We start from the raw sequence: 15,652 nt of genomic DNA on the forward strand, positions 1-15,652 counted from the left end.
AACAATGGTAACGATAGAACAAAAATTATCCTTATTCTCAAAGCTTTTACAACAGGATATTAAAACCGAAATCGGTGAAAAGATAGAGGCCATGGAAAAAGAATATGAAGTAATCATGGCAGAGCAGAAACGTAAAGTAGATAAAGATGCAGATGACATTATTGAACATGCAAGAAAAAAAGCTGAGATAAAAAGACTTGAACTTATTAGTAAAGCCAAGATGAAAACGAAAAAAGAAAGCATGATCGCAAAAGAAAAATACATAGGTGTATTCATTGAACATCTTAAAGTGCGTATTATGGCATTTAAAGAAACCCCTAGTTATAAAGAGTATTTAGAGCGTATGATTGGAACACTAGAACACCTTGCAGCGTATGATACAGATTTTATCGTTTATATGACAGTAAAGGATTTAGAAAAATATGGTGAGTACGTACTTGATCAAATTGCACTTGGTGGTATTGCAAAAGAGAGATTGCATCTAGAAACAAAAGATGAAAGTATGATAGGTGGATTAATTTTAGATAGTCCTAAGAAAAATCTTAGAATTGATTTATCTATTTATACAGTCATAGAAGATCATAAAGATGAAATTGTAGAGCAGCTCTTTAATGCAATTGGAGAGGTTGGTGGGCTAGATGAGTAATCAGACTGGAATTGTAGAACTCATTAACGGACCAGTTGTTAAAGGAAGTAATATGCAAAGCTTTAAAGTTAATGAGATGGTTACAGTAGGTAGACAAAAACTTATTGGAGAAGTTGTATCTCTTGAAAAAGATAAAGCGACTATTCAGGTTTTTGAAGAAACAGAAGGACTTATGGCAGGAGAAGAGGTCTATCAAACAGGGGCTCCTCTTTCCCTAACTCTTGGGCCAGGAATGCTTGGGAATATGTTTGATGGGATTCAAAGACCGCTTAAGCAGATTGAAAAGATCTCTAAAAACTTTATTCCAGAAGGGATAGGACTTATTTCTATTGATCCAACAGCACCTTGGGAGGTAAATATAGTTGCTAAGGAAGGCGATTACCTTATGCCAGGAAGTGTATATGCCACAGTGCAGGAGACACTTAGTATTAACCATAAAATTATGGTACCTCCGGATATGAAGGGGAAAGTTGTATCTGTTAAACCAAATGGGATCTATACTTTAAATGACACTATCGTACAAATAGAACTTGAAGATGGTACCGTTCATAATCTTACTTTAGCACAAAAATGGCCAGTTAGAAAACCAAGGCCTATTCAAAAAAGAATTCCTATTTATAAACCACTTATAACAGGGCAACGTGTTATTGATAGCTTCTTCCCAGTAGCAAAAGGTGGTACAGTAGGACTTCCAGGTGGCTTCGGTACAGGTAAAACTGTTACACAACATCAGCTTGCTAAATGGTGTGATGCAGATATTATTGTTTATATTGGATGTGGAGAACGTGGTAATGAGATGACCAACGTACTTGAAGAATTCCCAGCCCTTATTGACCCACGTACTAACCGTCCTCTTATGGAAAGAACAATCCTTATTGCTAATACATCTAACATGCCTGTTGCAGCGCGTGAAGCAAGTATTTATACAGGGATTACAATGGCAGAGTACTTTAGAGATATGGGTTATGACGTAGCGATTATGGCAGACTCTACTTCTAGATGGGCAGAAGCCCTTCGTGAAATTTCAGGGCGTCTTGAAGAGATGCCAGCAGAAGAAGGATATCCAGCTTATCTGCCATCACGCCTAGCACAATTCTATGAACGTGCAGGTTGTGCCCTTACACTTAATAATGAAGAAGCCTCTGTTACAATTATTGGTGCAGTATCACCAGCAGGTGGAGACTTCTCAGAACCTGTTACAGAGAATACAAAACGTTTCGTAAGTGCCTTCCTAGCACTTGATAAAAAGTTAGCTTATGCAAGACACTACCCAGCTATTAACTACTTAACTAGCTATAGCGGCTATGTGACGATGCTAGATGACTGGTACCGTGATAACGTATCACCAGATATGCTTAAGCTTCGTGCTAAGATGATTCGTCTTCTTCAAGAAGAAGAAAAGCTGAATGAAATTGTACAGTTAGTAGGAGAAGATGTCCTTCCAAATGACCAGCATCTTGTACTTGAGATTGCAAGAACCATTAAAAAAGGCTTCCTTCAACAAAATGCGTTGCATAAAGATGATACGTATGTATCACTTGAAAAACAATACAAAATGCTTTGTGTCATTGACACCCTCTATACAAGTGCACTGAAATGTGTGAAAAAAGGTATCCCGCTTTCTACTATTAGAAAACAACGTGTATTTGATGATGTCATCAAGATGAAGTATGACGTACCAAATGATCAGATTTATCTTTTAGATGAACTGAGCAAGAAAATCGTAGACACCTATCAAAACCTAAGGGAAAAATATGAATAACAAGTAGAGGATGGTCAAAATGAGAAAAGAATACTTAAAATTAGAACGTGTAGATGGACCACTCATTGTTCTTTCAGATATACAAGATGTTGCCTATGGTGAAATCGTAACCATTAAAGTAGATGGTGGTAAGGATATGCGCAAAGGCAAAGTCATCAAAATTGAAGGTGATGAGGTTGTTATCCAGGTATTTGAAGGAACAGCAGGTATATCTACAGAAAATGCATCTGTTAAATTTACAGGTAAGCCACTTGAAATTCCTCTTTCTAAAGAAATTCTTGGAAGATCCTTTAATGGGGTAGGGGAGCCTATAGATGGAGCTTATCAAATTGTTTCAAACTTAAGAGCTAATACAAATGGGAGACCTATTAACCCTGTAGCACGTAAATATCCAAAGAACTTTATTCAAACAGGGATTTCTTCTATAGATTGCCTTATGACACTTATTCGTGGGCAGAAGCTTCCGATTTTTTCTGGTAATGGTATTGCCCATAATGAGCTTGCTGTACAGATCGTTAAGCAGGCTAAAATTGAAGGGGCTAACAGTGACAACTTTGCCGTAGTTTTTGGGGCAATGGGGGTACGTCATGATGATGCTAGCTACTTTATACGTAGTTTTGAGTCAGCTGGTGTACTTGACCATGTTGTTATGTACCTAAATATGGCAGATGACCCTATCGTAGAGAGAATTTCTACACCAAGATGTGCCCTCACAGCAGCAGAGTATTTAGCTTTTGAGCACAATATGCACGTACTGGTTATTTTAACGGATATGACAAGTTACGCTGAGGCTTTACGTGAAATTTCCTCAACTCGTGAGGAAGTACCATCACGTAAAGGTTATCCAGGTTACCTCTATAGTGACTTATCCACTATTTATGAACGTGCTGGTATGTTAGAAGATAGAGAAGGTTCTATTACCTTAATCCCAATTCTAACTATGCCAAATGATGATATTACACATCCAATACCTGACCTTACAGGTTTCATTACAGAAGGCCAGATTGTACTAAGCCGTGAATTAAATCAAAAAAATATTTATCCACCTATTGCCATTCTCCCATCTCTTTCACGTCTTATGAAAGATGGTATAGGAGAGGAGTATACAAGAGAAGATCATGCAGACCTTTCTAACCAGATCTTTTCTGCTTACTCTAAGGTACAGGATATCCGTGCTTTATCACAGATTATTGGTGAGGATGACTTAAGTGATGTAGATAAATTATATTTACAATTTGGACGTGAATTTGAAGAACGTTTTATCTCACAAAAACCTACAGAGAACCGATCTATAGAAGAAACACTGGATTTAGGTTGGAAAATCCTTTCTATTTTACCAGCTAATGAACTGGACCGTATGCCACCAGAAATGATTAAGAAATACTATAAAGCGCATAAGGAGTAAACTTTATGTCTGTATTAGTAGCACCTACCAAGTCCAATTTAATGAAGGCAAAGTCTTCACTTGACTTATCACAAAAAGGGTATGAACTTCTGGATAAAAAACGTAATGTACTGATTCGTGAGATGATGGTTCTTGTAGAGAAGGCCAAAAGCATTCAGGCAGAAATCTATGATATTATTGAAGATGCCTATAGAGCACTTCAAACGGTTAATATCACAATGGGGATTACACAGGTAGAAGACATTGCAAGAGGAATTCCTAAGGATGAGAACTTTGATATCCTTCTTAAAAGTGTTATGGGTGTCGATATTCCTATGGTGAAGTACGAAGAGCAGTCTGTTTTTCCAACTTACGGTTTTCACAATACGAATCCTGCCTTAGACCTAGCTGCAGAGCAGTTTAGAAAAGTACGTTATAAAGTGTATGAGCTTGCTGAAATTGAAAATTCAATTTTTAAATTAGCAAAAGAAATAGAAAAGACACAAAAACGTACCAATGCACTTGGACATATTCAAATTCCAAAGTATAAAGAGCAGGTCAAATATATTGAAGAAGTTCTAGAAGAGAAAGAGCGTGAAGATTTCTTTAGACTTAAGAAAATAAAGAAATAAGGGAATAAAGGAACTTTATATAGGTACTTGCAAAAACCTGCGAAAGTGATATAATAAAAATAACTTAAGAAACAAACTCCTGTAATGTTCGATACCCTGTTATTTTGAACCTACAATTCACGTTCGGGAGACGAAAATTACTCTATTGAGCTAATGTTAGGCCGCAAGCTAATTCCCTTTGGGCAGCGGAAAACAGGACTTAAATAGATAGTCACCCACCTAGCTTAGCTAGGGCGTCAAAATCTCAGGAACGGCATTTTGGGACAATGTTGAATGTTAGGCACTAGCTTATTGCTAGTGCTTTTTTTATTTGTGCATTTTAATTTCTGTATTTATTGAATTTGTTTGATTGGTGTGTTAAATTTCTAATAAAGTAAGATTAATTTTAAAATTTACTAAGAATTAGGAGAAGGCAAATGGGACACATTATACAGTCACTAAATCAAAATTGGTTTTTTAAATTAGGAAGTGAGGATTTAACACAAAGTCCATCAGAAAAGAAGTGTTATGAGAAGGTTAACTTACCTCATAGTGTGACACTTACACCAGCTATATCAAGTGGAGGCATTAACTATCAGGGGGAATGTGTTTACTATAAAGCTTTAACATTTACAGATGCAGAAAAAAACAAAAAAATTATTTTAGAATTTGACGGGGCTATGGGTGTTACAGACGTTTATCTAAACGGTAAATATTTTACAACCCATTATTGTAGCTACTTGCCTTTAGTCATAGATATTACAGAGGAAGTAAAGTTTAATGAGGAAAATATTATAGCACTTAAACTAGATAACTCTGACAATGGAGATGTACCACCGGGAACACCTCAGTCTAGTTTAGATTTTACATATGAAGGCGGACTTTATAGAGAGGCAAGAATGCATATAGTAGATAAGCTTTATGTAACACATGCTCTTCTAGCAGATGAACAAGCTGGAGGAGGTCTATTTGTATCTTATGAAGATGTATCGGAAGAATATGCTACTATAAAGATTAAAACGCATATAAAAAATGAAGTAAAAGAAGCTCAAACCTTTAAGCTGATCCATGAGCTCCTAGATCAAGAGGGAAACAACGTGCAGACTTTAATAAGTGAGCATAGTCTGAATTTGGATGAAGCAAAGCATTTTGAGCAACATATGGAGGTTAATGCGCCTCAGCTTTGGAGTATGGAAAGACCCTATTTATATAAGCTTGTTACTTCTATTGTAGAGGGGGAGATATGTTATGATCAGATTACAACAACTATAGGGATTAGAACTTTCCAGTTTACAGTAGATAAAGGCCTTTTATTTAATGGTAAGTCAGTAAAGGTACCAGGTGCTAACTATCACCATACAACAGTTTATATAGGGAATGCTATGCCAGCGAGTTTATTAAGACGTGATGCATTAAAGCTTAGACAAGCAGGCTTTAAAAATATCAGATCACATTACCCGCTTACACCAGCTTTTGTAGAGGCTTGTGATGAATATGGAATGACTATGATTGTAGGAGCACCAGGCTGGCAATGGTTTAAAGAAGGTATTTTTGAAACTTATGCAAAAGATAATGTGAGAAAGATGGTGAGATGGCTTAGAAATCATCCAAGTATATTAATATGGGAGCCTCTACTCAATGAAAGTTATATGCCAGAGGCATTTAAAAAAGCTGTGCATGACATAGTACATGAAGAGTATTCATATAGGGATTGTTATACTGGCTCAGATGATGATGTAACAGATATTTTGTATAAGAATTTCTTTGATGAAAAAGAACCAGAAGAAAAATCAGTTTTAAAGAAACCTCTTTGGGTAAGAGAGTATAATGATAGACCCGATGATTGGAATAATCAAGGGTGTGCATGGCGCGTACCAAGAGGCTGGGGAGAAGGCCCTATGCTGAAAGCAGTAGAGCGTGCTCTTGGACAAGATGCTCAGAGTCAAAGACAAAACTATGTGGATATGGTTAATGATGATGCAATCTGTGGATACGGCTTATGGCCAGCTATTGAATATAACAGAGGTTATCATGTGGCACCTTGTTGGGGGGGAGTACTGGATTTATACCGTGTACCTAAATTTGCATATTACTTCTTTAAAAGTCAGCAAGATAGAGCAGAAAGTGGCGTGATTCTCTTTATTGCCAATTACTGGTCAGAAATTAGTGCAAATGATGTCATTGTGTATTCTAATGCAGAGCGTGTACGTCTCTATCATAATGATACTTTTATTGAAGAGATTGGACCAGATGACGTGAAGGTTCAGTATCCACCATTTACTTTTAAAAATGTAAGAAACCGCTGTAAAAAGCGTGAACGCTCTGTGATTAAAGTAGAAGCTTTAATAAATGGAGAAGTAGTGGCTACAGAGGTAAGACAGTCACCAGGTATTCAGAAACAGTTAAAGTTAGAAGCTGACTTTATGGGAATACCACTTAAAGCAGATGGTTCTGATATTGTCATGGTATACTGTAAAGTATTAGATGAAGAGGGGAATGTGGTACCATTTACTGCAGACTCCTATCCTATCTTATTTACGGTAGAAGGCGAAGGAGAAATTATAGGAGATGCAAGTATCGGTGCAAATCCTATTTGTCCAGAAGGTGGTATAGCAACCATAATGGTGCGTTCTACTCAAAAAGCAGGGCCTATTAAAGTTAAAGCAGAACTTTTCTGGAAGCAACCTATTGCAAAAGGTGTACAAGGCGATAGTCTTATTTTTGAATCCGTGAAATAGTTATTTTTTTAGCTCCTTCTGAATATATATAGTACAAGCATGGGCTATAGAATTGAGGAGGAGGAGCAGTATGGAAAGGTACGATAGAGATTACGGGCGTAGCAGAAACTATAGAAGTAACAACAGGGGAAGAACGAGAGGAAGAAATAGAGGCTATAACAGCCGACATACAAATCAGTCAGGTGGAGGCGGTTTTACTTTCATTATGCTACTTTTAATGATTGTAGCAGGTGCCTATTTTCTGAGTGGTGAGGAAGGTAAAGATACTTTTAATGAGTGGATTGGTAAGGCAAAGGTAGCTGTAAGTGAATTTATAACACCTACCGAGGAGGTAGCGGCAACACCACTTCCAAGTGATATGACGCCTTGTACAAAGGCTAATATTGCTAAAATCGTAGCTTATACTTTCTTAGAAGGCGAAACCATTGAAGACACAACTGGTGAGGACAAGTTGTGGTACAGCAAATACTATGAGTATCTTAAGAAAGACCCTAAATTTGCTTCTTTTGATGAAGCAGAAGCAATGGAGGTTATGACGTATAATGAAGCAAAGCAGTTTTTCTCTGATTTACTAGGTGATGGTGTAGGTGTAGAGGTGGCATCAGATAGAGAAGTAGGAAATGAGCCGCTCACTTTAAAAGAATTTCTAAAAGGTTTTGAACAGGCACTTGAACATGCCGGTAAAAAAGACTTATTAAAATATGAAGAGCTGAGTATTTTAGCGACTACAAGTACCCATGAGGCTGTAGGGCCTTGGCAGGTGCTTACAGATAAAGGGGTCTATGGTTTTGAAGGGTTGATTTTAGATCCTTTTATAGGTTATACCCTTCAAGCTGTTGTAAAAGGTGATGAAATACTAGGTATTGTAGATACATTAAGTTTAGAGGGCAAGATAGGAGAATGCTACATAGAGTCTGTAGGCTCTGGTCAGGCTACTGTAAAGGTAGGAGACTATACTTTGACTTATGAGAATCAAGTGGTAACAGAAAATGAAGTAGGCAAAATTTGTAATGTTGTCTTACAAGACCATGCTATTGTAAGATGTGAAATCGTTAAAGAAGATGATACAGATACACTTTTACGTATGACAGAGAGCTATGTAGAGTTTGAAAAGGGAGGATGCCTCCCTTTTGCTCAGTTAGCAGTTTACGATGGAACAGGTCAAGATTTTTATAAAAATACAAGCCAACTTTTTTCAGGAATAAAGGTTACTTATACTATGCAGGATGGTATGGTGCAGACTATTAAAGTCGTAGATGATCATCTCGCTAATAGTATTAGAGTACTCATTTCAGAAGATGGTATAGGTACTTATAGCCATGACCAAGTTATAGTAGGCAGTGATGCGGATTATACCCTTATTTATGGAGATCAAGTGAAAGGTTTTTTGGCAGGGCAAGTTTTTAATGCAGATGAGTTTGCCTGGGAAATAGGGAAAAATAAAGTAACGCTTATTGCCAGTGAAGAGAAAAGCTTAGAAATGCAGGGCATTACAAGACAGGACCAACATCCTCTTTATAAGGGACAACTTGAGATTTATAAGGAAGAAGAAGGGTATACAGTTGTTAATAGTTTAAATTTAGAAGATTATCTAGCAGCAGTTATTCCGAGTGAAATGCCTACAGATTATGGTTTAGAAGCTGTAAAAGCTCAGGCTATTGCGGCAAGGAGTTTTGCAAAGTCACATCAGAAATCTAACAAGTATATAAAATATGGTGCACAACTAGATGATACAGTTTCTACACAAGTTTATAATAATGTACCAGCTAATGCTATTTCCTATGAGGCAGCTAAGTCTACGGAAGGCGAGGTTATGGTATTTAATGACCGGATTATTAGTGGGAATTTCTTCTCTACCTCTTGCGGTTATACAGCCAATCATGGAGAGACATGGGCAGTGGGGGAAATCTTTCCGAATAATACACCTAGTTATTTAGTAGCAAGGCAGCAGTATATAGGTGAAAGAGCTGTGAATGATATGACAGACGAAAAAGAAGCCTATAAATTCCTGACCAAATCTGCAAAGGAAATAGATGCTTTTGATAAAGATTCACCTTGGTTTAGATGGCAACTTACCTTAGATGCAGCAGAACTTGAACATGTTGTGAATTCTAATCTTTATAATTTAACTACACATTATGCCAATATGGTGAAAGTTAAAGATGGCGATAAATGGGTCATTGGAGAAATCAACAATATGGGCAAGGTGAAAGATATTCAGATTACAAAACGCGGTGAAGGCGGTAACATTATGGAGCTTATTGTAGTAGGAGAAGAGTGTACCATTAAAGTAGGTACAGAATATCTTATTAGGATGCTCTTTGCACCAATTCAGAAAGATAGTACAAAAGATCCTATTGTCATTGTAAGACAAGATGGCAGTGAAATTCAGAATATGGCCCTCCTACCAAGTGCCTTCTTCAGCCCAGATATTCGTTACGATGATAAAGGCTTGATTAGCAAGGTGACCTTCTACGGTGGTGGCTACGGCCACGGCGTAGGTATGAGTCAGAATGGTGCCAAAGGCATGGCAAGTCGTGGTTATACCTGTAAAGAGATATTACGACACTACTATAGTGGGGTAGAGATTAAGAAGATGTAGAAAAGTTAAGTGGTAATTGAATTTTATCTGACTTTAGGTGATACCACGGATGTATAGAGTTCGCCCTAAGCATATGTATAGATGCTTAGGGCGTTTTTTATTTCATATTTTTAGAATCTAAAGGAGGATAAAAGATATAATTTTAAAGTCTAAGAATAACCCAAGTTTGCTTCCAGCCGATGAGTGGTTATTAGAGCGAATCAAGCAAACTATGAGAGGGAAAGGAGCTTGTGGACTTTTGTGTTTTGTAAAGAGGGCTTCATTAAGCTTGAAAGATGGGTATATACTATAAATAAAGATAGTACAAGAGCATAAGTATATATCTATGGATATAAATATAAGCATGATGAAGTTTATGAAAAGCATTATATAATAGAAATATAAGAAGGGGTGTAGGAGATGAAAATAGTTGTAGCAATGGATTCACTCAAAGGAAGTCTGACTTCTATTGAAGCAGGTGAAGCGATTCGAAAGGGGATTTTAAATGTAGATGCATCAGCCAAGGTAGTGGTGAAGCCTTTAGCAGATGGGGGGGAAGGAACAACCGAGGCACTAGTAAGTGGAATGGGGGGCGTACTATGCACACAGCGGGTTACAGGGCCTATTGGCCTAGCGGTAGAAGCTACATATGGAATCCTACCGGATCAAAATATGGCAGTTATAGAAATGGCACAGGCAGCAGGTCTTCCTAGTGTGCCAAAAGAAAAACGTAATCCACTTTATACAACCACTTATGGTGTTGGAGAAATGATTAAAGCTTGTATAGAAAAAGGATGTAGAAAATTTATAGTAGGTATTGGCGGCAGTGCGACCAATGATGCGGGGATTGGCATGCTTAAGGCATTAGGGTATCGATTTCTAGATAGTAAGGGACAAGATGTTGGAGAGGGTGGTCAGGTCCTTGAAAAGGTACATCACATTGATGAAACCAATGTTTTAGCAGAGCTTAAAGTGTGTGAATTCCAAGTCGCTTGTGATGTGAATAATCCTTTATATGGCCCCAATGGAGCAGCTTTCATTTATGGCCCACAAAAAGGGGCAACGCCAGAAATTGTAGCGCATTTAGATGCGGGACTTAAGCATTTTGCCAAAGTAACAAGTGACTTTTTTGGTGAGGACTTCTCACAAGTAGAAGGGGCAGGCGCAGCAGGTGGGTTAGGCTTTGGTTTTATGGCCTTTTTAGGCGGAAAGTTGGAATCCGGTATACAAATCATCTTAAAGGAAACCCAGTTAGAAGAAGCTATAAAGGATGCAGATCTTGTTATAACAGGAGAAGGTAGGCTTGATGATCAAACGGCTATGGGAAAGGCACCTATAGGTGTTGCAAAATTAGCTAAAAAATATAACTTACCTGTAATAGGTCTGGCAGGTGCTCTTGCACAAGAAGCTAAGAAATGTAATGAAGAAGGTATAGATGCCTATTTTTCTATTATCAATAGTGCTATGAGTTTAGAAGAAGCTATGAACAGGGAAAATGCTTTAAAGAATATGACGCAGACAACCGAGCAGATTTTTAGGTTGGTTAGTATCTGCAAGAGAGGATAATAAGAGACTAAGAATATCAGGAGAATCTATAAAAAATTTATCCGAATTTTGGATTATAGTGTTAGCATGGGTATTCAGTCTGCAAGTCCTTTATGCAAATTCAGGGCATACTCACTGAGAAGGAACCATGGCGGGAGAGATTTTAGCTGTTGATGAAGAGACATCTTTCAATAAAAAGCTTAAATAAAATGTATAAATTTTTATAAAAAACAACATAAGTACAAAATCTTCCCACATAAAGACATAGACTCTTATGACTTAAATGGCTATAATACTCATCATATCTTATAATGAGGAGAATTTTAAAGATGGCATATAAGACATACATTTTTGAGATGAAACAAGATGAATATTGGTATGGACCAGAAGTAAATAGCTGGGTGATGTATCCTTTACATAGAGGATCAACCTATGAGGTAGATGTAAATCATTACAAGGGTGTAAATCAAGTAAATCCTTTACTTGTTTCAAGTAAAGGGCGTGCTATTTGGTGTGAAGAAGGATTTAAATTAAAAGTAGCAGAGGGTAAAATTGAAATCCAAAGTTATAAGGGAGAAGTACAGCTTTATGAGTTTGGGACAACTTTAAAAGAGGCCTTTAAAGGAATAGCACAAAAGTGTTTTGCAGGTAACGGTATTGTGTCACCAAAAGACTTTTTTGTAAAGCCTCAATATAATACATGGATTGAGCTCATTTACAATCAAAACCAAGAAGATATTTTAAAATATGCTACAAGCATTGTTGAGCAAAATATGCCTGTAGGTATTATCATGATTGATGATAGCTGGAGTGAGTACTATGGAAGATGGCGTTTTAATGGTGCTAGATTCCCTAATCCTAAAGCGATGGTAGACCGTTTACATGAACTTGGATTTGAAGTTATGCTTTGGTGTTGTCCATTTATTTCACCAGATAGCTTAGAATTTAGACAGTTAAGAGATAAGGGGTATCTTGTGAAAAATACAAAAGGGGAGGTATCGCTTAAAGAATGGTGGAATGGCTATTCAGGCGTTCTTGATTTAAGTCATCCAGGAGCAGTAGCTTGGATGAAGGAACAATGTCAATATTTAATGGATACTTATGGCATAGATGGTTTTAAATTTGATGCTGGAGATGCTATGTATTATTCAGATGAAGATGTAACTTATGGCAATGTAGATGCTAATAAGCAATGTGAGTTATGGGCACAGTTTGGCTTAGAGTATCCCTATAATGAATACCGTGCGTGTTATAAAATGGCAGGTACACATCTTGTGCAACGTTTAGCAGATAAGAGTCATAGCTGGAATAGTAATGGTTTATCTTCACTTATTCCAAATCAGCTTACACAAGGGATATTAGGTTATGCTTATACTTGCCCTGATATGATAGGGGGAGGTAGCTACACAGACTTCTTAGATGGAAGTAAGAATCTAGACCAAGAACTTTTTGTAAGATACGCACAGTGTGCAGCACTTATGCCAATGCTCCAATTCTCAGCAGCACCATGGAGAGTACTTAGCCAAGAAAAGTTTGAAGCTTGCAAGGCAGCAGCTTGGTTACATGTTAAATACGCAGACTATATTTATGCGTTAGCTACAGAGGCAAGCAAAAGCGTAGAGCCTATTGTAAGATACATGTCTTATGAATTCCCAGAAGAAGGATTAGAACTTATCATCGACCAATTTATGTTAGGAACTCAATATTTAGTAGCACCAGTGTTAGAAAAAGGGGCTACAGCTAGAGAAGTTTCTTTCCCAACAGGCAAATGGTTAGGTGATGATGGCGTAGTGGTAGAAGGACCTTGCAGAATAACTGTAGACGTACCATTAGATAGATTACCTATTTTTGAAAGGATGCATTAAAAAAGATACTACATATAAGAAAAAGACCTGATACACCATGAAGATGCTATCAGGTCTTTTTCTTATTTTACTTAAGACATGCCATTTGTACTTTTATATTTATAAATCATTTCAGCATGATTTTGTTCATCTGTTTGAATGTGATTTAAAGCTTCACGCACATTAGTGGATGCAAATTGAAATAAGTCATTATTATAAGCAGATGAAACATATTTTTCGGTAGCAATACAGTCCGTACAGAGGAATTTGTCATGTTCTTTATCTGCTGCATTACAGGTAGTATCATAGGTTGCTTGAGGGGAATATTGAGATGCGTTTAGACGTTCATAGTTAATGCTACTTGTTTCATTGTTAAGGATTTGAGAGAGTGCATTAAAGTGATCTTGTTCATTGGTTTTAAGTCTATTAAATAGATTTTTAAGTTCTTGGTCCTTAGCAGCTTCGGCATAATAATTGTATTTATCAATACAAAGTTTTTCTTGATCTTGTAAATCTTTAATGAGCGATTCTTCTTTTTGAGTTAATGCCATAGTAAATAGCCTCCTTTATTTAAAAACGTATAGGGTTATTATTTATAAAAAAAGATAAAATATACCTATTAAGAGGCTATATAATGATTTGATTACAATACACAAACTTGTGCATATTTTTTTGGAGACATGCCTACAGCTTTATTAAAGGTTTTAACAAAGTTACTATAATCATTGTAGCCACATCGGATACAAACTTCATTGACATTTAATCCTTCAGCGAGAAGTGACTTGGCAATACTGATTCTTCTTGCCGTAATATATTTATTAATAGTCATACCTGTAGCGGATTTAAACATACGGCAGATGTAAGAACTGCTGAGGAAGAAGTGATTAGCTAAATCTTCAATGGTAAGCATTTCATAGATGTTTTGGTTAATGTATAGGAGGATTTCATCCACTTGTTTATTAGGTTTTAAGGCTAGGCTACTTTCAGTTGTAGCCTGATAAGCGGCATTAAGAAGCAGCATAAGTTGAATAAAGGTGGCACGTTCGGCTAAATCCTGGCCATATCCCTCAGTAGAAGTAATCTTTTTGGTGTAGTAGAGGAATTGATTTTGCTGTTCTTTAGTTAGTGAAAGCTTATGAGAAAAACCTAAAGTACGTTTTGTAAAACATTCGCTTAAATCTGTATGGGTGGATGAGAGCTGTTTAAGAAAATCAGGGTGTATGGCTATTACGATTCTTTCATGGATTTCGGAATCAATTTGGGTTAAGTAATGGCTTTCATATTGATTCATCACAAATACATCACCGGGCTGAATGGTATAGAATTGATTATCAATAAGAAATTGCTTGCCACCAGAAATAGAATAATAGATTTCATAACAGTCATGAATATGCATATTCATGGCTTTTTCTTCTTTGTAGAGATGTGCAATTGAAAAGTACTTTTGCTGAATACAATTTTCCATAGCAAGTTTGCATGAAGATAGTTCTTCCATAGAAATCCTCCTTATTGCTGAAAATGTAGAATTGTTTAATTTATTATAAAGGAATAAAAATATAACATCAAGTAAAAGAGTTCAAAATTTGCCACATTTCTAATCGTAAATACCAAGAAATTGAGATTATAGTATGTTAGACTTAAGAAAGAACAATAACTTTATGAGAAAGGAAACGATAAAATGGAAGTTAGAACAGCAGCATCTCCAAAGGACGTTAAGCACTATACAACAGACCGTTTAAGAGAGGAATTTTTAATTCAAGATTTATTTATACCAGGGGAAATTAAATTAGTTTATAGCCACATTGATCGTATTATTACAGGAGCAGCTGTACCAGTAGAGCCTCTTACACTTACAGCAGGAGCTGAGCTTCGTGCTAACTATTTCTTAGAAAGAAGAGAAATGGGGATTATCAACGTAGGTGGCAAGGGAACAGTGACAGTAGATGGTAAAGTTTATACATTAGATTACAAAGATGGTATGTACATAGGGAAAGGTGCAGAGGATATTATTTTTGCAAGTGTAGATGGGGCAGAGCCTGCTAAATTTTATTTAAACAGTGCGCCAGCACATACTTCCTATCCTACTGTAGCTATTAAAATGGAAGGCGAAGCTTCAGAAGATACAGTGATTATTAAAGATGAAAATAAAGTAGAACTTGGATGCTTAGAAGAATCCAATCATCGCGTCATAAATAAATACATCCTTCCAGGGCAAGTTGAAAGTTGCCAACTTGTTATGGGTATGACAGCCCTAAAACCAGGAAGTGTATGGAACACAATGCCTTGCCATACACATGATAGACGTATGGAAGTTTATCTCTACTTTGAAATGCCAGAGGATGCTTTTGTGATGCACTATATGGGCGAGCCACAAGAAACAAGACATCTTGTCGTAAGAAATGAAGAAGCAATTATTTCACCAAGCTGGTCGATTCATGCAGGAAGCGGTTCAAGAGCCTATACTTTCATTTGGGGCATGGTAGGAGAAAATCAAGAGTTTACAGATATGGATGCCGTAGAGAATAAGGAACTTCGTTAATG

11 protein-coding genes are annotated in these 15,652 nt (G+C 36.8%); 9 read left to right on the forward strand and 2 right to left on the reverse strand.

What is annotated here, in order from left to right; translation table 11 throughout:
• Positions 1–4 precede the first annotated feature (4 nt).
• From H8718_RS01465 to H8718_RS01500, 8 genes are all read left to right on the forward strand, one after another.
• On the forward strand, positions 5–646 hold the full coding sequence (locus H8718_RS01465) for a V-type ATP synthase subunit E (protein ID WP_249331260.1): 642 nt from the start codon (positions 5–7) through the stop codon (positions 644–646).
• Positions 639–2,408, forward strand: a complete 1,770-nt coding sequence (locus tag H8718_RS01470) for a V-type ATP synthase subunit A (RefSeq protein ID WP_177669238.1) — start codon at positions 639–641, stop codon at positions 2,406–2,408. The genes H8718_RS01465 and H8718_RS01470 overlap by 8 nt, the downstream gene beginning before the upstream one ends.
• A 19-nt stretch (positions 2,409–2,427) precedes the next feature.
• On the forward strand, positions 2,428–3,813 hold the full coding sequence (locus H8718_RS01475; protein WP_249331261.1) for a V-type ATP synthase subunit B: 1,386 nt from the start codon (positions 2,428–2,430) through the stop codon (positions 3,811–3,813).
• A gap of 5 nt (positions 3,814–3,818) precedes the next feature.
• Positions 3,819–4,424 (forward strand): V-type ATP synthase subunit D, encoded by a 606-nt coding sequence (locus H8718_RS01480; protein ID WP_249331262.1) that lies wholly within the window; start codon positions 3,819–3,821, stop codon positions 4,422–4,424.
• Between the two features lie 416 nt (positions 4,425–4,840).
• The gene (locus H8718_RS01485; protein WP_249331263.1) at positions 4,841–7,141 is read left to right on the forward strand and encodes a glycoside hydrolase family 2 protein; all 2,301 of its coding nucleotides are present in this window, start codon (positions 4,841–4,843) and stop codon (positions 7,139–7,141) included.
• 70 nt (positions 7,142–7,211) lie between these two features.
• Positions 7,212–9,743 (forward strand): SpoIID/LytB domain-containing protein, encoded by a 2,532-nt coding sequence (locus tag H8718_RS01490; RefSeq protein WP_249331264.1) that lies wholly within the window; start codon positions 7,212–7,214, stop codon positions 9,741–9,743.
• Positions 9,744–10,142: 399 nt separating this feature from the next.
• Entirely contained in the window at positions 10,143–11,288 is a 1,146-nt protein-coding gene (locus H8718_RS01495; RefSeq protein WP_249331265.1) for a glycerate kinase family protein, read from the forward strand.
• A gap of 308 nt (positions 11,289–11,596) precedes the next feature.
• Positions 11,597–13,132, forward strand: a complete 1,536-nt coding sequence (locus tag H8718_RS01500) for a glycoside hydrolase family 31 protein (protein WP_249331266.1) — start codon at positions 11,597–11,599, stop codon at positions 13,130–13,132.
• A gap of 71 nt (positions 13,133–13,203) precedes the next feature.
• Here the strand turns inward: H8718_RS01500 and H8718_RS01505 are convergent, their stop codons facing one another.
• A complete protein-coding gene (locus tag H8718_RS01505) occupies positions 13,204–13,662 on the reverse strand; it encodes a ferritin-like domain-containing protein (RefSeq protein WP_249331267.1) in 459 nt (152 codons plus the stop codon).
• Between the two features lie 92 nt (positions 13,663–13,754).
• The gene (locus H8718_RS01510) at positions 13,755–14,606 is read right to left on the reverse strand and encodes a helix-turn-helix transcriptional regulator (RefSeq protein WP_249331268.1); all 852 of its coding nucleotides are present in this window, start codon (positions 14,604–14,606) and stop codon (positions 13,755–13,757) included.
• Positions 14,607–14,789: 183 nt separating this feature from the next.
• On the opposite strand from H8718_RS01510, the gene kduI reads away from it, so the two are divergent.
• Entirely contained in the window at positions 14,790–15,650 is an 861-nt protein-coding gene (gene kduI, locus H8718_RS01515; RefSeq protein WP_249331269.1) for a 5-dehydro-4-deoxy-D-glucuronate isomerase, read from the forward strand.
• The last annotated feature ends 2 nt before the right edge of the window (positions 15,651–15,652 follow it).

Origin of the sequence: Zhenhengia yiwuensis, assembly GCF_014384995.1 — a bacterium.
In the GTDB taxonomy this organism is placed as follows: domain Bacteria; phylum Bacillota; class Clostridia; order Lachnospirales; family Cellulosilyticaceae; genus Zhenhengia; species Zhenhengia yiwuensis.